General features: G+C 67.7%; 20 protein-coding genes and 1 tRNA gene. 4 read left to right on the forward strand and 17 right to left on the reverse strand.

All coding sequences use genetic code 11. From position 1 onward, the window contains the following. Nucleotides 1-6: 6 nt before the first annotated feature. Entirely contained in the window at nt 7-1,071 is a 1,065-nt protein-coding gene (gene selD / locus FOC84_RS11205) for a selenide, water dikinase SelD (RefSeq protein ID WP_173144482.1), read from the reverse strand. Nucleotides 1,072-1,210: 139 nt separating this feature from the next. On the opposite strand from selD, the gene FOC84_RS11210 reads away from it, so the two are divergent. Together FOC84_RS11210 and FOC84_RS11215 are read left to right on the forward strand one after the other, a co-directional pair. Next, nucleotides 1,211-2,311, forward strand: a complete 1,101-nt coding sequence (locus tag FOC84_RS11210; protein ID WP_173144483.1) for a transglutaminase-like domain-containing protein — start codon at nt 1,211-1,213, stop codon at nt 2,309-2,311. A 31-nt stretch (nt 2,312-2,342) separates the two neighbouring features. Further along, a complete protein-coding gene (locus FOC84_RS11215; RefSeq protein WP_173144484.1) occupies nt 2,343-2,882 on the forward strand; it encodes a TlpA disulfide reductase family protein in 540 nt (179 codons plus the stop codon). Nucleotides 2,883-2,898: 16 nt separating this feature from the next. On the opposite strand, the gene FOC84_RS11220 is transcribed toward FOC84_RS11215, so the two are convergent. From FOC84_RS11220 to fdnG, 7 genes are all read right to left on the reverse strand, one after another. Then, a tRNA-Sec gene (locus FOC84_RS11220) sits at nt 2,899-2,994 on the reverse strand. A gap of 23 nt (nt 2,995-3,017) precedes the next feature. Next, a complete protein-coding gene (selB, locus tag FOC84_RS11225; RefSeq protein WP_173144485.1) occupies nt 3,018-4,952 on the reverse strand; it encodes a selenocysteine-specific translation elongation factor in 1,935 nt (644 codons plus the stop codon). Then, nucleotides 4,949-6,385, reverse strand: a complete 1,437-nt coding sequence (gene selA / locus FOC84_RS11230) for an L-seryl-tRNA(Sec) selenium transferase (protein ID WP_173144486.1) — start codon at nt 6,383-6,385, stop codon at nt 4,949-4,951. Before selA ends, selB begins: the two co-directional genes overlap by 4 nt. Continuing rightward, nucleotides 6,385-7,341, reverse strand: coding sequence for a formate dehydrogenase accessory protein FdhE (gene fdhE / locus FOC84_RS11235; RefSeq protein WP_173144487.1), 957 nt, complete (start codon nt 7,339-7,341; stop codon nt 6,385-6,387). The genes selA and fdhE overlap by 1 nt, the downstream gene beginning before the upstream one ends. Before the next feature lie 140 nt (nt 7,342-7,481). Continuing rightward, nucleotides 7,482-8,114: a formate dehydrogenase subunit gamma gene (locus FOC84_RS11240; protein WP_173144488.1), complete on the reverse strand. Its 633-nt coding sequence runs from the start codon at nt 8,112-8,114 to the stop codon at nt 7,482-7,484. Then, nucleotides 8,107-9,006, reverse strand: coding sequence for a formate dehydrogenase subunit beta (fdxH, locus tag FOC84_RS11245; protein WP_173144489.1), 900 nt, complete (start codon nt 9,004-9,006; stop codon nt 8,107-8,109). The genes FOC84_RS11240 and fdxH overlap by 8 nt, the downstream gene beginning before the upstream one ends. A gap of 10 nt (nt 9,007-9,016) precedes the next feature. Further along, nucleotides 9,017-12,085, reverse strand: coding sequence for a formate dehydrogenase-N subunit alpha (gene fdnG / locus FOC84_RS11250; RefSeq protein WP_173144490.1), 3,069 nt, complete (start codon nt 12,083-12,085; stop codon nt 9,017-9,019). 302 nt (nt 12,086-12,387) lie between these two features. Here fdnG and FOC84_RS11255 point away from each other — a divergent pair, with 302 nt between their 5' ends. Next, complete coding sequence (locus FOC84_RS11255; protein WP_173144491.1) at nt 12,388-13,854, forward strand: DUF1254 domain-containing protein; 1,467 nt, start codon at nt 12,388-12,390, stop codon at nt 13,852-13,854. Between the two features lie 50 nt (nt 13,855-13,904). Continuing rightward, entirely contained in the window at nt 13,905-14,408 is a 504-nt protein-coding gene (locus FOC84_RS11260) for an acyl-CoA thioesterase (RefSeq protein WP_059377136.1), read from the forward strand. Between the two features lie 81 nt (nt 14,409-14,489). Here the strand turns inward: FOC84_RS11260 and FOC84_RS11265 are convergent, their stop codons facing one another. From FOC84_RS11265 to ssuE, 9 genes are all read right to left on the reverse strand, one after another. Then, entirely contained in the window at nt 14,490-15,497 is a 1,008-nt protein-coding gene (locus tag FOC84_RS11265; RefSeq protein ID WP_173144492.1) for a sterol desaturase family protein, read from the reverse strand. Nucleotides 15,498-15,499: 2 nt separating this feature from the next. Continuing rightward, nucleotides 15,500-16,228, reverse strand: coding sequence for a polysaccharide deacetylase family protein (locus tag FOC84_RS11270; RefSeq protein ID WP_173150079.1), 729 nt, complete (start codon nt 16,226-16,228; stop codon nt 15,500-15,502). 64 nt (nt 16,229-16,292) lie between these two features. Beyond that, on the reverse strand, nt 16,293-17,273 hold the full coding sequence (locus FOC84_RS11275) for a YncE family protein (RefSeq protein WP_173144493.1): 981 nt from the start codon (nt 17,271-17,273) through the stop codon (nt 16,293-16,295). A 173-nt stretch (nt 17,274-17,446) separates the two neighbouring features. Then, entirely contained in the window at nt 17,447-18,295 is an 849-nt protein-coding gene (locus FOC84_RS11280; protein ID WP_254241955.1) for a DUF2950 family protein, read from the reverse strand. Nucleotides 18,296-18,318: 23 nt separating this feature from the next. Continuing rightward, nucleotides 18,319-19,743, reverse strand: coding sequence for a DUF3300 domain-containing protein (locus FOC84_RS11285; protein ID WP_173144495.1), 1,425 nt, complete (start codon nt 19,741-19,743; stop codon nt 18,319-18,321). Nucleotides 19,744-19,867: 124 nt separating this feature from the next. Next, nucleotides 19,868-20,083 carry a TOBE domain-containing protein gene (locus tag FOC84_RS11290; protein WP_006227327.1) on the reverse strand — a complete coding sequence of 72 codons (216 nt, stop codon included), beginning with the start codon at nt 20,081-20,083 and terminating at the stop codon, nt 19,868-19,870. Nucleotides 20,084-20,146: 63 nt separating this feature from the next. Beyond that, entirely contained in the window at nt 20,147-21,043 is an 897-nt protein-coding gene (locus FOC84_RS11295) for an ATP-binding cassette domain-containing protein (protein ID WP_254241956.1), read from the reverse strand. After that, nucleotides 21,040-21,531 carry an ABC transporter permease subunit gene (locus FOC84_RS11300; protein WP_173144496.1) on the reverse strand — a complete coding sequence of 164 codons (492 nt, stop codon included), beginning with the start codon at nt 21,529-21,531 and terminating at the stop codon, nt 21,040-21,042. The genes FOC84_RS11295 and FOC84_RS11300 overlap by 4 nt, the downstream gene beginning before the upstream one ends. 3 nt (nt 21,532-21,534) lie before the next feature. Next, complete coding sequence (gene ssuE / locus FOC84_RS11305; RefSeq protein ID WP_173144497.1) at nt 21,535-22,155, reverse strand: NADPH-dependent FMN reductase; 621 nt, start codon at nt 22,153-22,155, stop codon at nt 21,535-21,537. Between the last annotated feature and the right edge of the window lie 6 nt (nt 22,156-22,161).

The raw sequence follows: 22,161 nt of genomic DNA on the forward strand, positions 1-22,161 counted from the left end.
CGCGTTTCAGGCTACGCGCACTTCGGGCTCGCCCGCGCGCATGTCGCCAATGACGGCCGCCTGCTCGAAGCCGTGCTGGCGGAACAGGTCCAGCACCGCCTGCGCGGCGTCCGGCGAGCAGGCCACCAGCAGCCCGCCCGCGGTCTGCGGATCGGTCAGCAAGGCCCGCTCGGTGTCAGTCACGCCCTCGCCCAGGCGCACGGAAGCGCCATAGGACGCCCAGTTGCGGCCGGACGCGCCGGTGATGACGCCGTCCGCCGCGAAGGCTTGCACGCCGGGCAGCCAGGGCAGCGCATCGCGACGCACATGCGCCGTCAGTTGCGCGCCGCGCGCCATTTCCAGCGTATGACCCAACAGGCCGAAGCCGGTCACGTCAGTGATGGCGTGCACGCCATCCATCGCGCCCAGCGCCGGGCCCGGCCGGTTCAGGCGCGTGGTCTCGGTGATCATGGCGCGGTAGCCCGCGTCGTCAAGCCGGTTCTTCTTCAGCGCGGCCGACAGGATGCCCACGCCCAGCGCCTTGCCCAGGATCAGCACGTCTCCGGCACGCGCATCGGCATTGCGCTTGATGCGCGCGGGATGCACCAGGCCCATCGCCGCCAGGCCGTAGATGGGTTCGACGGAGTCGATGCTATGGCCGCCCGCCACCGGAATGCCAGCGTCCTTGCAGACGGCTTCGCCGCCGCGCAGGATGTCGGCGATGACGCTGTGCGGCAGCACGTTGATGGGCATGCCCACGATGGCCAGCGCCATGATGGGCGTGCCGCCCATCGCATACACGTCCGACAGCGCGTTGGTCGCAGCGATGCGGCCGAAATCGTAGGGGTCGTCCACGATGGGCATGAAAAAGTCGGTGGTGGCGATGAGCGCCTGTTCATCGTTCAGCCGGTAGACCGCCGCGTCGTCGGCCGTCTCGGTGCCCACCAGCAGATCGGGGTAGCTGACCGCCGGGCCGAAGCGCTTGAGCAGCTCGGACAATACGCCCGGCGCGATCTTGCAGCCACAGCCGCCGCCGTGCGAAAGCGAAGTCAATCGCGGCACCGCCGCGCTGGCAACATCCTGGGTGGTCATCTGAATCTCCGTTGGTCAGAGGAAAAGGATAGCACCGCCCCCGGGATTGGCCCTATGATGATCCGGCAGCACGCAGCAACGGACGGCCGCCCGGCCCCGGGCGCACCGACAGCCAATCTTCACCGTGAGTGAGGGCTACATGGATCGCCGACACTTTCTCCGTTTCTCGGGCGCCTTGTGCGCCGTCAACGCGACACTGCCAGGCGTGGCGCGCGCGGAACTCGCCCCCGTCAGCGCCGGATGGCGCGCCTTTGAACTGATCACCGATATCACTGTGCAGGATCCCGGCGCCCACGCGCGCATCTGGATCCCCGTTCCCTATGCCGCGGACACCGCCTACCAACGCGGCGCGCAGAGCGCCTGGCAGGTCAGCGGCAGCGGCGTCGCCCAACTGACCCAGGCTCCCGGCTACGGTGTGCAGATGCTGGCCGTGCAATGGCCGGATGCGCAAGCGCCGCGCCGGGTCACGGTCACCAGCCGCTTCCAGACCCGCAACCGGCGCGTGGACCTGAGCCAGCCGCCCTCGGCCGGCGCTCCCCAGGAAAGCGCGGCCGCGCTGCGCGAATTCCTCCAGCCCACCGCGCTGCTGCCCACCGATGGCATCGTCAAGAGCACCGCCGACCGCATCACGCGCGGCCATCGCGGCGATCTGGCCCAGGCCCGCGCCATCTACGAATGGGTGGTCGAGAACACCTGCAGGACCGCGTCCACCCGCGGCTGCGGCGTGGGCGACGTGCGCTACATGCTCACGGCCAACGACCTCAACGGCAAGTGCGCCGACATCAACTCGCTATTCGTCGCGCTGGCCCGCGCCGCCGGCATTCCCGCGCGCGACGCCTATGGCCTGCGCGTGGCGAACTCCGAGTTCGGCTACAAAAGCCTGGGCAAGGCGGGCGACGTCACCAAGGCGCAGCACTGCCGCGCCGAGTTCTATGCCGCCGGTTACGGCTGGGTGCCGGTGGACCCCGCCGACGTGCGCAAGGTCATGCTGGAAGAGCCCCCCGGCGAACTGCCGTTGACCGACGCCAAGGTGCGCGCCGCGCGTGTCATGCTGTTCGGCGCCTGGGAGATGAACTGGGTGGCCTATAACCACGGCCACGACGTGGTCCTGCCCGGCGCCGCCCATGGGCCCGTGCCCTTCCTGATGTATCCCAACGGGGAAACCTCGGCCGGCAGGCTGGACAGCCTGGATCCCGACAGCTTCAGCTACAAGCTCAGCGCCAAGCCTCTCTCCCTCTGAGTCCATCCACTGTCCACCCCGGGGACCCGCCATGATCAGCCGCCGCCTACTCCTGCAGTCCGGCCTGTCTCTGGCGGCGCTGCCCTGGTATGCCCGGGCCGCCAGCGACGATGCGCTCAAGAAAGCCACTGGCCCGGACTGGGCGCCCTGGACCGCGCCCACCCCGTCCCTGGCTCTGCCCGATCTCTCCGGCCGCGAGAAAAAACTCTCGGCCTGGCGCGGTAATGTGGTCATCGTCAGCTTCTGGGCCACCTCGTGCGAACCGTGCCGCGATGAAATCCCCATCATGTCCGCCATGGCCAAGCGCCATCGCGAGGAAGGCCTGCGCCTGGTGGCGGTGAACGTGGGCGATTCGCCGGCCAAGATCAGCACCTTTCTGGCGAAGTGGCCGGTCGCGGGCACCGTGCTGCACGACAGGAACAGCACGGCGTCCAAGCAATGGGATGCGGTCGGCCTGCCCGCGAACTATCTGGTGGACCGCGGCGGATCCGTCCGATATTGGCACCTGGGGCAGCTGGACTGGAAATCGGACCGCGTGGGCGGCGTGGTGACGGCGATGCTGCGGGCCTAGGGTGCTAAGCGAAGCATGGCGGAAGGCAGCAGGAGTCGAACCTACCTGGGAACGTCTGACGTCCCCAACTGGGTTTGAAGCCCAGCCGTGCCACCGGGCACGAATGCCTTCCGTGGTGGCCGCCCATGATACCGGTTACTGCGCCTGGCGCGTGCTGCCGTAGGCGCTTTCATGGCGCAACACGTGCGTGTCGCGCAAACGCCGCGTATATCCCACGCGGTCAAAAAATTCCAGGATCTGAATCGCGCGTTTTCTGCCCAAGTCCGTGGCGTCGCGGAACACCGCGGCGTTCAGCCCCGCCGGCCGCGCCGCGAGGTCTGCCGCCAAGGCAGCCAGCGCCGCCACCTGATCGCGGTGGTAGAACAGATCCTTCACCACCTGGGCGACCTCGCCGCGCCGCAGCAGCTTGCGCAACAGCTGCCGCACGCGGTCCTCGGACTCGCTCAGTGTGCGGGCCATATCCCGCACCCAGGGCGGGTCGAAGGCGCCGGCCGCCAGCAAGGGCAGCACCCTTGCGGCCAGCGCCGCTTCCTCGGGCGCCAGGATCGCGGTATGGCCGGGCAGATGCAGCCAGGGGCCGTTGCGCACGATGCGGCCGTCGCGCTGCAGGTTGTCCAGCACGGCGAACCACAACCCGTCCGGGCCGACGGGCATGGCCATGCGGCGCAGGCGCGGGCCGTCCGGGCCTGGTTCGTCCGGCGCGCCCTGGTGGAACGTCGCCAAAGCCTGCTCCAAGCGCGCACGCAACGCATCCCAGTGCGCCGACAGGATCAGGGTGCGCGGCGCCTGCGGGGTGCGCGCCTCCAGCCACTGCGCCCCGTGCGGCGCGGGGATATCCCGCACCGGCTTGCCTGTCAGGCGCTGCAAGGCATCTTCGTCCAGCCCCAGCGCGGCATGTTGCAGCACCGGGTGCAGGCCGGCACCGTCCAGCATGGCTGACAGCGCTTGCAGCCACTGCATGCGGGCGGCGGAACGGCGCTTGCGGTCCGGGCCGTTCGGATCCAGCACCCGGCCGCCGCCGACCGTGCGCGTGGCCTGCGCATTGCGCACGATATAGCGGTCGCCCGGCATGACGCAGACGGGCTCGTCGAACACCAGCTGGACCCAGCCGGCCTGTCCGGGCGCCAGCGATTCCGCGCTCAGCGGCACGGCATGCGCCACATGGCGCGCCGCGCCAATGTGCACATGCAGCGGCGCCCAGGCGCGCACCGGCGCATCCGCGGACGCCAGCAGCGTCAGCGCCACGTCGACATGGCGCGACGGCAGGAAACAGCGCGCGTCCGCGATCCAGTCGCCGCGCGCGATCGCGTTCTTGTCCATGCCCGCGAGATTCAAGGCGCAGCGCTGGCCGGCGGCGCCGGTTTCGCTGGGCTGGTTCTGGGCATGGATGCTGCGCACGCGCACGCGTGTGCCGGCGGGCATCAGGCGCAGGTCGGCAGCATCGTCACCGGCGCGCACCAGCCCGGCATGGGCCGTGCCGGTCACCACCGTGCCGTGGCCGGCCAGGGTGAACACGCGGTCGACGGCCAATCTGAACAGGCCCGCGCTGTCGCGCTGGCGCAGGGCTTGGGCCTCGGCGTGCAAATAGGCTTGCAGTTCCGCCACGCCCGCGTCGTCCGGCTGCGACGCGCACACGGCGTACAGCGGCGCGTCCTGCAGAAAGGTTCCGGCAGCCAGTTCAGCGATTTCAGCACGCACCGCCTGCTGGCGCGCGACGTCGGCGCGGTCGGTCTTGGTCAACGCCACCGCGCCGCGCGCCACGCCCAGCAAAGCCAGGATCGCCAGGTGTTCGCGCGTCTGCGGCATGACGCCGTCATCCGCCGCCACCACCAGCAGGCCGAAATCGATGCCGCTGGCGCCGGCCGCCATGGTGTGCACGAGCTTCTCGTGTCCGGGTACGTCGATAAAGCCCAGCACGTCGCCATTGGGCAAGGGCGTGTAGGCATAACCCAGTTCGATGGAAATCCCGCGCGCCTTCTCTTCCTTGAGCCGGTCGGTATCGACGCCGGTCAGCGCCCGCACCAGCGTGGTCTTGCCGTGGTCGATATGGCCGGCGGTGCCGATGATCATGCCTGCTCCGCCAATTGCGCCAGCTGCGCGGCGAAGGCTGCTTCGTCGCGCGCTTCCAGGCAGCGCAGGTCCAGCCACAGGGCGTCGTCGGCGATGCGGCCGATGACGGGCACCGGCAGGCGGCGCAGTCGCGTCTCCAGCTTGTCCAGGTGCCGCCCGGCGCGGCCGCCGCCGGTGTAGCGCAGGGCCAGGCCGTAACTGGGCAGTTGATCCACCGGCAAGGCGCCGCTGCCGATCTGGCTGAACATGGGCACGGCTTCGACCGCGTAGTGTTCCCCCGCCGCGTGTGCCAGAACACCGCGCAGGCGTTCAGCCTGCGGCTGGATGTCGCGCTGCGGACGGGTCAGCAAGCGCAGCGTGGTCAGCCGCTGGGCCAGGAATTCGGGTGCGCGGTACAGGCCCAGCACCGGCTCCAGCGCCGCCAGCGTCAGCTTGCTGACGCGCAGGGCGCGCTTGAGCGGGTTCTTCTTGATCTTGCGGATCAGGTCCTTGCGGCCCACCAGCAGGCCGGCCTGCGGGCCGCCCAGCAATTTGTCGCCGCTGAAAGTCACCAGGTCCGCGCCGGCCGCGATGGTCTCGCGCACGGTGTCTTCCTTGGGCAGGCCGAACTGTGTCAGGTCGACCAGCGTGCCGCTGCCCAGGTCCACGGTGGCCGGCAGGCCGCGCGCATGCGCCAGCGCCGCAACCTCGGCCACGCTCACGCTCTTGGTGAAGCCGGTGACCGCATAGTTGCTGCAATGCACCTTCATCAACATGGCCGTGCGCGGGCCGATGGCGTTTTCGTAATCGGCGGCATGGGTGCGGTTGGTGGTGCCGACTTCCACCAGTTTGGCCCCGGCGCGCTTCATGATGTCGGGGATGCGGAACGCGCCGCCGATCTCGACCAGTTCACCGCGGGACACCACGGCTTCGCGGCGGTCGGCCAGGGCGTTCAGCATCAGCAGCACGGCGGCGGCGTTGTTGTTGACGACGGTGGCAGCCTCCGCCCCCGTCAGCTCGCACAGCAGCTCGTCGATCAGGTCGTCGCGGTCGCCGCGCCCGCCGGTGTCCAGGTCGAATTCCAGGTTGGCGGGGGTGGTGAGCGCGCGCAGCACCGAGGCCACCGCCTCGTCGGGCAGCAGCGCGCGGCCCAGATTGGTGTGCAGCACCGTGCCAGTCAGGTTGTACACGGCCCGCAGCTTCGGCTCGGCCAACCGGGCCAATGCCGCAGCCACGCGCGCCGCCACGGCGCCGGCGTCGAGTTCCTGGCGCGGCAGCCCGCCGGCCAGCGCGCGTTGGCGCATCGCGTCCAGGTCGCGGCGCAAGGCCGCCACCACCTGCGTGCGGCCATGCTCATCCAGCGCGGCGCGCAGCGCGGGCGCATTCAGCAGCCGGTCCAGTGCAGGAATCTCCGATACCGCGGCCATCCCGCCTTCGGGCGCTTGCGCAGCCATTACTGCTCCGCTCCCTGATCCGGCGCCGGCTCCGATCCGTGCCACAGCAACGGATTGCCGCTGGCCCGCGAATAGCCGGCCTCGCCGACCAGCACGTCCAGCATCAGGCTGGCCAGGTCGTCGGCCACGGGCTCCACCTGCAGGTCCTTGTCCTGGTAGAAGATCTTGCGGTAGGTGTGGCAGTGGTCGCAGGTTTCCGCCTTGATGGCGGGCGTGCGGCCCTCGATGGCCTGATACGCCACCGACTCCACGTCTTCGCAGTGCGAGCACTTCACCCGCACCATGTGCCACTGGGTCGCGCACAGGCTGCAGCACAGGTAGCGGTAGCCTTCGAACTGCCCGCCCACGCGCACCACGCTGGCCACCGGCAGGCTGGCGCACACCGGACAGACGCCGAAGGGGCTGGCTACCGGCAACTGCTTTTCGTCGAAGCGGCTGGCCAGGTCGGTCCAATAGACTTGCAGGGCCGCCATCACGAAGGGCGCCGCGGCGCCGTCCACGCCCTGGTCCTGTTCGGACAGCACGGCTTCGGCCAGGTCCTCCAGCGACTCCGGATCCTCGGCCAGCGCGCGGCGCAGGCCGGCGCAGACGTCGATGGCTTCGGCCGGCACGTCCTTGGCGCTGGCGACATGGTCAAGCAGTTGGCCCAGGATGCTGCGCCACAAGGGATCGCGCGGCCAGCCCACCGCTTGCAAGGGCGGCATGCCATGCGCCTGCGCCAGCGAAATACGCTCTTCGGAGGCCGAAGGCGCCGCGCAATTCTGCAAGGCACGGTGCTGGGCGTCGACCAGATGCGCCATCAGCAGCAGGTAGTCGGCCACCGGGCTATCCGCCGCCAGTTGCCGCAGGCGCGCCGCGCGCGTGGCGAAAATAGATCCGCGGTCCGGCAAGCTGACTTGGGGAATGCGGTTATGGTCTAGCGCTTCGATCTCGCCGCGCGGAAGAATTCGCTGCACTTGCGTCTCCAGATAAAAAAACACGGCTGCCAGCCTTCAATGAGAAGGATAGCAGCCGTTGGGCGGGTGCGTGAGGGCCGGTAGAGGCCCATTTGCCGCAGAGCAAGCGGGATGCGCCTACCAGGCGCGTCCCGCCAGCTTTATTTCCGGATTTGCTCCCGGAACCAGGCGCGGTGATGCTTCCACGCCCAACCCGCCGTGACATAGCCTCGCAGCATCGCGGTCAGCGAACCCTTGACCCAGATCGCCGCGTAGATGTGCACGATGATGGCGCAGATCAGCACCAGCGCGCTGACAGCATGCAGCACCGAGGCGGCGCGGATGACCCAGATCGGGAAGTAGAACGCGAAGTACTCGCGCCAGATCACGATGCCGCTGACGAACAGGCCCAGCATGCACAGGATCAGCACGTAGAACAGCAGCTTCTGGCCGGCGTTGTACTTGCCGACTTCGGGCAGCTTTTCCTCGCGGTTCTCGACCACGTCGTTCAGTTGCCGCATCCACTGGCGGTCGGCCTTCGTCATGAGGTTGTGCCGCCACATGTGGCCGGCGAACACGACAAAGCAGGCGAACATCACCACCCCGATGAAGGGATGCAGGATGCGCGTCCAGGGTCCGCCCCCGAACAGGTTGCTCAGCCAGTACATGGACGGGTGGAACAGCGCCAGTCCGGACAGCGCCAACAGGATGAACGTGAAAGCGATGATCCAGTGGTTGGTGCGCTCGCCCGGCGTATAGCGCTTGATCCGGCGGTGATGGCGGTCTTCACTCATGGCGCACCTCCTCTTCGGCACGGCGTTCGTCTTCCTCGGACACCTCGTTGCGGCCTACGCGGGCGTAGTGGAAGAAGCCCGCCAGCGCGGTCAGGGCCATCACGGCCACGCCCACGGGTTTGGCCAGCCCCTTCCATAGCGAAACCATGGGGCTGATCTGCGGGTCCTTGGGCAGCCCGTGATACAGCCCGGGCTGGTCGGCGTGATGCAGCACATACATGACGTGGGTGCCGCCCACGCCCTGCGGGTCGTACAGGCCCGCTTTGTCGAAGCCGCGCGACTTGAGGTCGACGATCCGTTCCTCGGCATGCTGCGTCATGTCTTCCTTGGTGCCGAAGACGATGGCGCCGGTGGGACAGGCCTTGACGCAGGCAGGCTCCTGGCCGACGGCCACGCGGTCGGAACACAGGGTGCACTTGTACGCCTTGTGGTCCTTCTTGGAGATGCGCGGCACGTTGAACGGACAGCCGGTGATGCAGTAGCCGCAACCGATACAGCTTTCCTCGTGGAAATCCACGATGCCGTTGTTGTACTGGATGATGGCGCCCGGCGAGGGACAGGCCTTCAGGCAGCCCGGGTCCTCGCAGTGCATGCAGCCGTCCTTGCGGATCAGCCATTCCAGGTCGCCCTGCGGATTCTCGTATTCGGAGAAGCGCATGACCGTCCAGGAATGCTCGGTCAGGTCGGCCGGATTGTCGTAGACGCCCACGTTGGTGCCGATCTCGTCGCGCAGATCGTTCCATTCCATACAGGCGCTTTGGCAGGCCTTGCAGCCGATGCACTTGGAGACGTCGATCAGCTTGGCCACCGAGCCCGTGACGGGCTCGCGGATGCCGGGCGGCGGCGTGGTGGTGGCGGAGCGCCGCTTGATGTCTAGGGATTGCATGGACATGTCGGTCTCCTTAGGCCTTCTCTACCTGCACCAGGAACGACTTGAATTCCGGCGTCTGGGAATTCCCGTCGCCCACGAACGGCGTCAGGGTGTTGGTGAGGAAGCCGGGTTTGGCCAGGCCCACGAAGCCCCAGTGGATGGGGATGCCGACGTGGTGCACCGTCTTGCCCTCGATGGTCAGCGCGCGCAGGCGCTTGGTGACCAGCGCCACCGCCTTGATGTAGCCGCGGTTGGACGACACCTTCACGCGCGACCCGTTGGCGATGCCCAATTCCTTGGCCAGCGCCTCGCCGATCTCGACGAACTGCTCCGGCTGGAGGATCGCGTTGATGCGGACGTGCTTGGTCCAGTAGTGGAAGTGCTCCGTCAGGCGGTAGGTCGTGGCCACGTAGGGGAACTTGTCCACCGTGCCCATCGCGGCCAGGTCGTCCTTGAAGACCCGCGCGGCAGGATTGCTGGTGACCCCCTTGGCCTTCGGATACAGCGGGTTGTAGCCCAGCGGCGTCTCGAAGGGTTCGTAGTGCTCGGGGAACGGCCCTTCGGCCATGCCCGCCCGCGCGAAGAAGCGCGCCACGCCCTCGGGGTTCATGATGAACGGCCCCATGCCGCCATCGGGATTTTCGTCGCCCTTGAAGTCGGGGATGTCGGCGCCGGTCCAGTTCTTGCCGTTCCACGAGATGAGGCTGCGGCGCGGGTCGAACGGCTTGCCCGCCACGTCACAGGAGGCACGGTTGTACAGGATGCGGCGGTTGGCCGGCCACGCCCAGGCCCAGTTCAGGGTCTGGCCGATGCCGGTCGGGTCGCTGTTATCGCGCCGCGCCATCAAGTTGCCGGTAGGGCCCCAGGCGCCGGCGAAGATCCAACAGCCGCTGATGGTGGAGCCATCGTCGCGCAGTTCCGCGAAGCCGGCCAATTGCTCGCCAGCCTTGCGGGTGACCTTGGAAGCATCCTTGGGATCGGCCAGATCCACCAATGCCTTGCCCGTGTATTCCTTGGCCAGCTCTTCCGCGGTGGGATTCTGCGGATTGGAATACGGCCAGGACAGATTGACGATGGGGTCGGGATACTTGCCGCCCTCGTCCTGGTACATCTTGCGCAGGCGCGTGAAGAGCAGCGCCATGATCTCGATGTCGCTCTTGGCCTCGCCCGGAGGCTCGGCGCCCTTCCAGTGCCATTGCAGCCAGCGGCCGGAGTTCACCAGCGTGCCGTCTTCCTCGGCGAAACAGGTGGTCGGCAGGCGGAAGACCTCGGTCTGGATCTTGGTCGGATCCACATCGTTGGCTTCGCCCGCGTTGCGCCAGAACTCGGAGGTCTCGGTGACCAGCGGGTCCATGATGACCAGGAACTTCAGATTGGCGAAGCTGGCGTTCAGCTTGGCCTTGTTGGGCGCGGCCGCCAGGGGGTTGAAGCCCTGGGCGATGTAGCCGTTCATCTTGCCCTGGAACATGAGCTCGTAGACCTGCAGCATGTCGTAGAGCTTGTCCAGCTTGGGCAGGTAGTCGAACGCCCAGTTGTTTTCAGCCGTGGCGGACTTGCCCCACCAGGCCTTCATCAGGCTCACGTGGAACTTGCTGTAGTTCTGCCAGTAGCTAAGCTGGTTGGGCCGCAGGGGTTTCTGCGTGCGCGACTCGATGTACTTGCCGTAGTCCTGTTCGGGCTCGTTGGGCAGGGTCATGTAGCCGGGCAGCAGGTTCGACATCAGGCCCAGGTCGGTCAGGCCCTGGATGTTCGAGTGCCCGCGCAGCGCGTTCATGCCGCCGCCGGCAATGCCGATGTTGCCCAGCAGCAGCTGCACCATCGCGCCCGTGCGGATGATCTGCGACCCGATGGAGTGCTGCGTCCAGCCCAGCGCGTAGAGGATGGTCGCGGCGCGGTTGGTGGTGGCGGTGGACGCCAGCATCTCGCACACTTTCAGGAACTTGTCCTTGGGCGTGCCGCAGACGCGCTCGACCATGTCTTCGGTGTAGCGCGAGTAGTGCTTCTTCAGCAGCTGGTACACGGAGCGCGGATGCGCCAGCGTCGGGTCCGTCTTGACGTAGCCGTCGTCGCCGCGCTCGTAGTCCCAACTGGACTTGTTGTAGCTGCGCTTCTCGGCGTCGTAGCCGGAGTACAGGCCTGCGTCGAACGCGAAGTCTTCGCGCACGATGAAGGAAAAGTCCGTGTAGTTGCGCACATACTCGTGCTGGATCTTGTCGTTATCCAGCAGGTACTTGATGACGCCGCCCAGGAAAATGATGTCGGTGCCGGTGCGTATGGGCGCGTAGAAGTCCGCCACGGATGCCGAACGCGTGAAGCGCGGATCCACGACGATCAGCTTCGCCTTGTTGTGGGCTTTTGCTTCCGTGACCCATTTGAACCCGCAAGGGTGGGCCTCGGCGGCATTGCCGCCCATGATCAGTACTACGTCCGCGTTCTTGATGTCGACCCAATGGTTCGTCATCGCTCCACGGCCAAACGTCGGGGCAAGACCTGCCACCGTCGGGCCATGTCAGACACGGGCTTGGTTATCGAATGCCAGTATCCCCATGCTGCGCACAGTCTTGTGCGTGATGTAGCCGACCTCGTTGCTGCTTGCCGAGGCCGCCAGCATGCCGGTGGTCAGCCACCGGTTGACGGTCTTGCCGTCCGCGGTCTTCTCGACGAAGTTCGCGTCGCGGTCCGCCTTCATGAGCTTGGTGATGCGGGTCAGGGCGTCGTCCCACGACATCCGTACCCACTTGTCCGAACCCGGCGCCCGGTATTCCGGGTACTTGAGGCGGTTGGGGCTGTGGATGAAGTCGATCAGGGCCGCGCCCTTCGGACAGAGCGTGCCGCGGTTGACGGGGTGGTCGGGGTCGCCTTCGATGTGCATGATGCTGGCACGGGCGTTCTTGGAGCCGTCGCCCAAGCCGTACATCAGCAGACCACAGGCGACCGAACAGTAGGGACAGGTGTTGCGCGTTTCAGTCATGCGCGCAAGCTTGTACTGGCGGACTTCGGCCATGGCCGTGCCGGGGGCTGCCCCCAGCAAAGCCAGGCTGGAGCCTGCCAGCGTCGCACCGGTCACCTTGAAGAACTGGCGGCGATTCATGTTGACCATGAAACACTCCTCTCCTGGTGAAATGAAGAAAGCCGTCAGCCCGCCGAAGCAAAAAGCCCTACGACTTCCAAGGACATTTCCCAAGTATAGGCTTTGCGCGGCGGGCGCGCCATGGCATCCGGCCCCAAGGGGATCGTCCTTATGTCTGAAATTTGGCCGCCAAATCAGGCTTTTTCGCAGATTTTGGATGATCTGGCGGCTGCTACCATTCCCGGCTGCCTGGACTGGCCCACAAGCTCCCGATTCGGGGACGCCACGCCGCCAGCCTTCCACCTGTTCCCCGCATGACCGTAGGAGCGCCGATGCGCCGCCTTGTTGCCCTGGCCCTGTCCATCACCGCCACGCTCGCGCCTGCCACGCTCATCCGCGCGGCCCCGGCCGCGCTGACCCCGGCGGCGGCCGCCACCGAAGCCGCCCACCAGGCGGGCATGGAAGGCTATCTCTATTTCTACCCGCTGGTCACGATGGACCTGACCCGCCGCCAGTTCACCCATCCGTCCCGCGGCGCCGAGGGCGCGCCGGCCAACACCTTTCTGCATGGGCGCGCGCTGCCGCAGCCGGGCGCGGCCACGCCCTGGGCCAATCCGGACATGCTGCGCAGCGTCGGCTGGCTGGACCTGACTTCCGGGCCGGTGGTGCTGTCGGTGCCGGATACCCGGGGCCGGCTTTACACGCTGACGCTGCTGGATATGTGGACCGACGTGTTCGCCACGCTGGGCAAGCGCAGCACCGGCACGGCCAAGGGCAATACGGTGATCGTGCCGCCAGGCTGGAACGGCGTGCTGCCCTCGGGCATGGCCCGCATCGACGCGCCCACCGCCCATGTTTGGGCCAAGAACCTGATCCAGGCGGACGGCCAGGCCGACTATCCCGCGGTCCACGCCCTGCAGGATGGCTTTGTGCTGACGCCGCTGGCGCAATGGAACCTGCCCGCACAGGCCCAGCGGGTGAAATCCGACCCTTCCCTGAATCTGCGCATCCCGGTGCTCGAGCAGGTCGAGTCCATGCCGACCGACGCCTACTTCGAATATGCGGCCGAGCTGCTGCGCAAGAACCCGCCGCATCCCACCGATCAGCCCATACTGGCCAGGCTGCGCGGCTCCGGGCTGATTGCCGGCCGGCCGTTCGACTTCGCCCAGCTCGACCATCCCGCCAAACAGGGCTTGCGCCGCGGCCTGCGGGCGGCGCGCGAGCGGATGACCGCGGCGGCCGGCGGCACGGTGCGCAACGTGAACGGCTGGCACCAGGAAACCGCCAGCATCGGCGTCTACGGCAATTCCTACCTGCGGCGCGCCCTGGCGGCGCAGGCGCAGCCGGGCGCCGGCCTGCCTGAAGACCTGAGCGTGCTGCTGCTGGCCGCCGACAGCCAGGGCGCGCCGCTGGACGGCGCGCACGGCTACACGCTGCATTTCGCCAGCGGCCAGTTGCCGCCCGCCGCGGCGCTGTGGTCGCTGGCGGCCTACGACGCGCAAGGCATGCCGTTAGCCAATCCGCTGAACCGTCATGCGCTGGGCGACCGCGATCCGCTGCGCTACAACGCCGACGGTTCGCTCGACCTGCGTATCAGCCATGCGCCGCCCGCGCCCGAGGAACAGTCCAACTGGCTGCCCCTGCCCGCCGCCGGAGCGGTCAGCGTGCTGCTGCGGGTCTATGCGCCCGAGCCCGCGCTGCTGGACGGATTGTGGACGCCGCCTGCCCTGCTGCGGGACGTCCCGCCGGAAGAAGCGGCGGAAACCCCACCGGAAGACACTGAAAAGACGCAGCCATGACAGGCGCCTGCCGCTACCATAGGTGTTTTATCCGAGATTGAACGCCCGCCATGGACGAAGCCTTTAGCCACCAATTGTCGATGACCATCCTGATGACGCCGGACATGGCGAATTTCTCGGGGAATGTGCACGGCGGAACCATCCTCAAGTACCTGGACCAGGTGGCTTACGCCTGTGCCAGCCGGTACGCCGGCCAATATGTGGTGACCCTGTCCGTGGACCAGGTGGTGTTCCGCGAACCCATTCATGTGGGCGAGCTGGTGACCTTTCTGGCGGCCGTGAACTACACCGGCCGCACCTCGATGGAAATCGGCATCAAGGTCGTCACCGAGGACATCCGCAAGAAGCTCGTGCGCCACACCAACAGCTGCTACTTCACGATGGTGGCCGTGGACGAACAGGGCGCGCCGACCGCGGTGCCGCCGCTGGAACCGCGCAACCTGGAAGAGAAGCAACGCATGGAAGCCGCCCGGCTGCGCCGCGAACTGCGCCAGGAAATGGAACGCCGGCACGGCGAGATCAAGCGGGAAACCACGCACGACGCGCAGCCCTGAAACGGTAATCCCCACGCGCCCCAAAAAAAACGAGCCCGGCGGGCTCGTTTTTCATGCGCGGGTTCCGAGGTCGGGCCGATTTCAGGCATGCTCCGCCGAGGCTGGAGGCGCCGGCGGCGTCGCGGCGGGTTCGCGGTCGCGGCCCACCATGCGCTTCAAGCCCAGCCACTGCTGCGACCAGAAGCCCCGGCCGTAATCGCGTCCGCCCAGCTCCGCCTGCTGGTCATGGATCCCCGTGGGGCCATAGCCCACGCCGAAACGGGCGGTGCGGAACAGCACGTCCCAGATGGGAAACAGCGCGGCAAAGTTGTAGCCGCCCACCGGGCCCGGCGTGGAGGCGTCATAGGCGATGGAATGGTGGTGCCGGTGAAAGCGCGGGCTGACCAGCAGCCGCTCGCCCAGCGCGCCGAAATGCATGCGCAGGTTGGCGTGCGAGAAGCTCTGCGCCAGCTGGGTGATGGCCACCACCATGACGAACTGCGCGGGCGGCACGCCCACCAGCTGCGACACGAACACCACCAGCACATCGCGCAGCATGTCGTCCAGCAGGTGGTTGCGGTCGTCGCTCCAGATGGTCATCTGGCGCTGGCTGTGGTGCACCGCATGCAGCGCCCAAAGCCAGCCGAAACGATGCTGGGCGCGGTGGTAGAAGTAATCCACCGCATCGAACAGCAGCAGATAGATGATCAGACTGACCCAGGCCTTGTCCGTGACGCCGGGCCAGTACTGGTCCAACTGGAACGGCGCGAAGCCCCAGACGTGCAACTGGCCGAACACGCTGTCCCACAACGGGTCGATGGTGAAGAACAGCAGCAGCCGGAACGCGCCCAGCCGGTGGATCAGCGTGTACAGCACGTCGATGCCGATCTGGCGGCGGTCGGTGACCGCCTCCACGGGGCGCAGGCGCTGCAGGGGGCCGAACACCAGGACCAGCACGACGATCTGCAACAGGCCGACCAGCAGCCACATGGTGGCGTCGTAGCCGTCCTCGATGAAGTTGCTCATGCCCAGGTGGAACAGCGCGGGCTGAATCGCCGTTTCGAAGAGCCATTGCTGGCACTCTCCGAACAATTGACTAAGCGTATCCATGATCAGTGATGAGTAGCGATCCAATCGCGATAGGACGGGTGCGTGTCCAAGGTAGCAAAACAATAGCCCTTGCGCTGCAAACCTTCAATCAGCGGCTCCAGCACGGCTGGCGCCCACGGATCCTGGCGCGACCAGATGCCCAGGTGGGCCAGCAGGATGTCGCCGGGCTTGATGGTGCGCAGCGCCTGGTCCAGCAGGCGGGCATTGGGGTATTTGTCGCTGGGCAGCTCGTCGCCCAGGAAGCCGGCGGGCGCCCAGCCCACGTGCTCGAAACCACAGGCCTTGGCCGCCTTCAGCAGCGCGGGCGAGGTCTTGCCGCCCGGCGCGCGGTAGATCGGCAGCATGTTCTTGCCCGTCATCTGATGAAAACGGGTGACGGAGCGCTTGATCTCGGCGCAATACTGCTCGGGCGTCCATTCGGCGCGCTTGCCCGCGTCCGGACCGGCGCTGGGCTTGACGCGGAACTTGCCGCCGGAAAGGTCAGCCTGCCAATAGACGTGGTCGTAGGTGTGCGAGCCGAAGACATGGCCTTCGGCGGCGCGCGCCTTCCACCACGGCGCCCACACGTCGTCCAGGCTGGAGCCGTCGGTCAGCGTGCGTTCGTTGGCCAGGAAAAAAGTGACCTTGACGTTGTGTCGGGCCAGCACGTCGGCGATCAGCGGGGCCACGCCCATGTGGCCGGTATCGAACGTCAGGTAGACCGGCTTGTCGCAGGTGGCGGGCGCGGCCATCCCGAAGGTCGGGACGAGCAGCGCGAGCAAGGCCGCCCAAACGGGCGCGGCGTGGGGGCTCTTATTACCGCGTAGGAGCATGGTTCAAGGTCCAGACGCCGTGGGGCGACTTGCCCACCGGCACCTGATTGACCACTTTCTTCTGTTCCAGGTCCACCACGGTGAGCTTGCGGGCCCAGCGCGAGGTGACCAGCAGCGTCTTGCCGTCGGCCAGCACATCCATGCAATCGGGACCGCCCGGCACCGGGAAGGTGTCGGTGACCGCCAGCGTCTGCAGGTCGATGCGGCTGATGGAGTTGGCGGTGCGGTTGCTGACGAACAGGTGGCGCTGGTCGCCCTGCGCGCGGAAGGCGTGGGCGCCGGCGGCGGTCTTGATGCGCGTCACCAGCTTGGCCGGGCCGTTGCTGACATCGTAGGCTTCGACGTAGGAGTCGCCGGTCAGCGCGACCAGCAGCGTCTTCTGGTCGGGCGTCAGGAACACGTCGGCGGGCGTCTTGCCCACCGACACCGTCCACTTCGGCGTCTGCGTGGCCAGGTCGATGGCGATGAGCTGATCGCTGTCCTGCAGCGTCACGTAGGCCGTGGTGCTGTTCTTGTCGATCATGATGTGGCTGGGCGTCTTGCCGGCCGGAATGCGCTTGACCAGCTTGAGGTCAAAGCCCTTTTCCAGCGGCTGCCAGGCATAGATGTCGATATGGTCCAGGCGGTTGGCCGCGGTCACGAACCACTTCATGTCCGGCGAGAACTGCAGCTGGTAGGGATCGACGATGCCGGTCAGCGTGCGCTGCACTTCGCCGGTCTTGGGGTCCATCAGCGTGATCGAATCGCTGGTGGCGTTGGCCACCATGAGCGACTTTTGGTCGGGGGTCAGATACAGGTGATGCGGCTCCTTGCCCGTGGGCACGCGCCGCAATTCCTTGTAGGTGGCCGGATCAACGATGCTGACGTTGGCGTCCAGGGAGTTCAGGACGAAAATCGGGGTCGAGGCCGCCGCGGCGCTAAGCGCCATCCCTACGCCGAACAGGGCGTAGCGGACAAAATGCATGGGGTTCAATTTCTAGGTCCGGCAAAGGGGTATCGGGCAGGGTCCCGGTGCCCGCCATTTTAGGCATAGCGGGCTGACAAAAGGGAGTCGCGCCGCGTCAGCCGGACAAACGGACACGCCTGTTGCGACCCAGCAACAGGCGTTTGCCGATTACTCCCCGAAAACCGGAAAAATCATTTCTTGCCAACGGGTTGCGCGTCGGCGTCGGTCCAGGTTCCGGCACTGATATCGCGTTCCCGCAAGGCCGCGGCGCGCGTCGCGGACGAGGGCCCCAGGTCGGACTCCAGCACGCGCCCGTCGGGGCCGACGGCGAAGGTGTCGATGCCGGTCTGCCCGTAACGGGCCGGCCAGGCGACGATGCGGTACGAGCCGCCGTCGGCGCCCGGTATCACCTTGTACCGGTAGCCGTAATAGGCGTCGTCCAGCGGCACTTCCGGCCCCATGCTCAGCGCGTCCAGCCCGTAGGCCTGCTCCGGCGCGCCAGGCACCTCGGGCCAGTACAGGCCGTCGCGCTGTCCCGGGCGGCTGACCAGGCGGCTCGCGTAGCGTCCCTGGCCCACGCCGTCCTTGTAGCGGCCCTGGGCGGCCTGCAGCTCCCGCAGCGTTTGGATGGCGGTCAGTTCGTTGCGGCCGATCGCGCGGCGGCGGATTTCCGCCGTGCCGGCCGCCGGGTCGAAACGCCAGCCCTGCCCGGCGCGCACGATGGGCACGGGCAGGGTCCAGCCCGTATCCCCGACCGCCAGCCAGGAACGGCCGCCATCGGCCACGATTTCGTGCTTGCGCGACCAAGCCGCCAGGAAACGGTAGATGTCGTCCTGCGCCACGCCGCCCGGCACGATCTTGCGGTGATTCGGCCCCAGCACCTTGGCCAGTCCGTCGAGGTCGCTGGTGGCCATGGCGTCGACGAAGGCGTCGGCGGCAGCCTGCGGACTTGGATACAGGCTTTGCGCCGCGGCGGGGGCAGCGAGGCCCAGGGCCAGCAGCGACGCGGCGCCCAGCGCGCGCAAACGAGCAATGGTCATGACAGTTCCCTTGTCCATGGTGCTTACCTCCGGCCGCCGAAATGTCCGCCGCCGCCGCCACCGCCGCGCCCGCCGCCGCCATGTCCGCCGCCGCGCGCGCCGCCGCCTCCGCCGCCGCGATTCATCTCGCTGCGGCTGTGCTGCTGCCGCATCTGATCGCCGTTGCCCGCGCCGCTCAACGCATTGGCGCTGTTGGACGCACGGCCCCGGTCGCGAGCGGCTGTTTCGTCAGCGCGCTGGCGTTGGGCCGCGGCCTGACGGTCCTGCGTGGACACGCTGGACGAAGGCCGGCTGTGCTGCGCCTGCCCGGTACCCTGCGCCCGGTCGCGGGCGCCTTGTCCGCCCTGCCCGCCTTGCGCGGCGCGCTGCCCTTGTCCCTGTCCGCGGCCCGCCGCGGCGTCGCCCCTGCCCGCCCCCTGGCCGCGACCCGCGCCTGGTTCGGAATGGCCGGGGATGGATTGCCCGGTGCGGCCTTCGAACGACTGCGCCGCGCGTTCGCGGGCGGCATCGCGGGAATTCGGCGCGGCCGCCGCGCCGGCCGCGCGGCCACCCTGGCCCTGCCCCCGGTTCTGCACACCCGCCTGGCGCTGGCTGTCGAAACGCTGGCGGCTGGCCTGGTCCGCATACGGCGTGTTGCCGCGGTTGGCGGGGTTGTGCTGCCAGGTGTTCTTGTTGTTGTTGATGTTGTTCCGGTCGATGCGCTGGTTGACGTTGACGTTGTTATAGCGGTTGACGTCGATGTCGACGTCGTTATGCCCCCAGTCGAACCCGCCCCACATGGAGTTGACCGCGGCCACGCCCAGGCCGAAGCCGATGCCGGCCACCAGCGAGGTCGCGAACACCGAGCCCGGAGGCGGCGGATAGTAGTAAGGCGGATAGGACGGATAGGCCCAGGCGCCGTAAACCACGGTGGGGTTGTAGCTGGGCACGTACACCACCTGCGGGTCGGCCGGCTCGATCACCACGACCGTCTTGTCGTTGGTGGTGCTGGAGGAGACCTTCTGCTGCGGCGTGCTCTTGAGATTACCGGCTTTCTGCGCCTGGACGCGCAGCCGCTGGACGGAGTCCATGACGGTGTCGGGCTGCGCCAAAAAGGCGTCGCCCACGGATTTCACCCAGTCCGGCTGGCGGCCCATCATGTCCATGACCGAGGGGAACGCCACCAGGGACTTGACGCTGGGATCCCAGGATTCGCCCTCGACCGCCTTGACGGCCTTGTCGCCGGATTCCGAGGTATGCGCGGCCGACCATTTGGCAGCCGCCGCGACATCGTCGGGGTAGGTCGACCCCATGAGGATTTGCGAGAGCAGCGAATCCGGATAGAGCGCCACGGGCGCCATCAGTTGATCCAGTTGCGCGTTGTCCAGCTTGGTCTGCGCCGTGGCGGGGAGGCAGACAGCCAGCCCCAGGCATAACCAGCCGATGAACCACCGTTGCAGTCGACGCATTTTTCCGTTCTCCGTGAATCGCAAAGCCTGAAGCCACAAGCCTGGAGGGCACTGCCGGATATCGCGCTGACAATATATGCCTAACGCCGGCGCAGGGGAAGCGCCGGCGCGGATCTGTCTTGGTTCACAGTTTGGCGACGGAGACCTCGGTCGCCTTGACGAAAGCCAGCACCTCGGTGCCGACCTGCAAATCCAGCTCCTTGACCGATCGGGTGGTGATCACCGAAGTCACGATGCCGGCCGGCGTATCCACGTCCACCTCGGACACCACCGGGCCCAGGATGATCTCCTTGATCTTGCCGCGGAACTGGTTGCGGGCGTTGATGGATTGAATGCTCATGGTCTTGCTCCTGGAGTAAAGGGCGGCGCCATGCCGCCCGTGCGTGAATCGTCGGACGCGGCCTCAGACCGCCAGCCTCAGGTGCCGGATCTGGATGACGGGCGCCAGGGGCCGATCAGCATCCGGCGTGTCTTGCTGGCGCAACGCGGCGCGCAGCACGCGGGCCTCCAGCGCGGCGAACGCGGCCGAGCCGCGCACGCGCGAGCGCGCGAGGTCGACACGCTCATCCAGCACCACGCCGCCCTCGTCCAGCACCAGGATGCGGTCCGCCACCGCCACGGCCTCGGCCACGTCGTGGGTTGCCAGCACGGCGGTAAAGCCCTGCTGGCGCCAAAGGCCTTCCAGCAGTTGCTGCGCCTCGAGGCGGCTCAATGCGTCCAGCTCCTTGAACGGTTCGTCCAGCAACAACAAGCCGGGACGGCGCGCCAGGGCCCGCGCCAGCGCCACGCGCTGGCGTTGCGGCGCGGAAAGCTGCGCGGGCCAATCGTCGCCGTGGCCGTCCAGGCCCGCCAGCCGCAAGGCTTGCGCGGCCTGCGCCGTGCCCGGCAGGCCCAGGGCCACGTTGTGCAGCACGGTCTTCCAGGGCAAGAGGCGCGCGTCCGGCTGCAACAGGCGCACGCGGCTGTCGGGCGCCCAGCTGGGAAAGTTGTCGAACAGCAGCGGCGAGCGGTTGGGCGCGCCGCCCTGCTCGTCGCTGGGCGCCAACTGGCCGGCCAGCAGATGCAGCAAGGTGCTCTTGCCGCTGCCTGCGCGCCCAACCACCGCCACGAATTCCCCGGCCGCAATCTCCAGGTCCAACGCCTGCAGCGCAATGCGGTCGCCATGGCGCTTGGCGAGCTTGCGCAAGGTCACGCGCAGCGCGGCTTGGGGTTCGGCGTCGGGCGCATCATCGGGCTCGGTCCGCCCGCGCACCTCCAGGTGCTGCAACAGTTCGAACTCATTGGGATTGATGAACATCATCGCGGCCTCCAGCGCAGCAGCCAGCGCTCCAGCGCGCTTACCAGCGCCCCCGAGCCCAGGCTGAGAACCGCGTAGAGCGCGATCGCCAGCAACAGCGTCGTCACGCCCGGCGGGCCGCTGTCCCGCAGCTGCGGAATGCCCAGGCCCGCCGGCGTCGCGAACAGCGCCAATGCAATCAGGGTCAGCCATAGAAGTCCCAGCCCCTGCCTCAGGCCCGTCAGGATGAACGGCAACGCGCCCGGCAGGAGCACGTGCCGATAAAGAGACCAGCCGTTCAGATCATGGGACCGGCCAGTCTCGACCAATGCCGGATCCGCCGCGCGTATGCCGCGCACCGTCTGGTACAGGAGCGGCGCAAGCAGGCTCAGCGCTGGCAGTGCCTGCCTGGCCGTCTCGCTGCCGCCCAGCCACAGCGCCGCGAGCAGCGCGCCTCCCAGCCAGCGCAGGGCCGGCGTGTCGGGAGCGGCGTAGGCGTGGGCGCGGCGCATCGGTCAGACGCTGAAGCCGCCCGCTAGCGCGAGCCGGCCCAGATCGTAGGATTCATTGAGGACGGCGCCACGGGGCAGGACCTGCTCGGACAGGCGTTCCACCGAATCCTCCAGCCGCTGGCGGACTTCCGGGTCTATTTCGCCCACGCCGAACTCGTCCACGCGGACCTGCGCATCAGTGGCATAGACGCCCGCCAGGATATGGCGCGCGCCCAGCGCGGACAGCACGGGCTTCAAGCCATACTCCAGCGCCAACAGGTGCGCCGGACTGCCGCCCGTGGCAATGGGCAGCACCACCTTGCCGGCCAGCGCCTTGGGATCCAGCAGGTCCAGCACCGCCTTCAAGCCGCCGGAAAAGGACGCCTGGTAGACGGGCGAGGAAATCAGCACCGCATCGGCCGCAGCCACCCGGGCGCGCAGCGCGTTGGCCGCGGCGCCGGCGTAGTTGCCTTCTATCAGGTCTTCGGCGGGGATGTCGCGCAAACCCAGGTCGCCGACGTTCAAACCCCGCGGCCGCAGGATCCCGGCGGCATGCCGCAGCAGCACCGAGGAACGGGAACGCTGCGACGGACTGCCCGCGATGGCAAGTACGCGGGCGTGAGCCCAGGGGCGTGGCAATGACATGGAAGT

Source organism: Achromobacter pestifer (assembly GCF_013267355.1).
Taxonomy (GTDB): Bacteria; Pseudomonadota; Gammaproteobacteria; order Burkholderiales; family Burkholderiaceae_B; genus Achromobacter; species Achromobacter pestifer_A.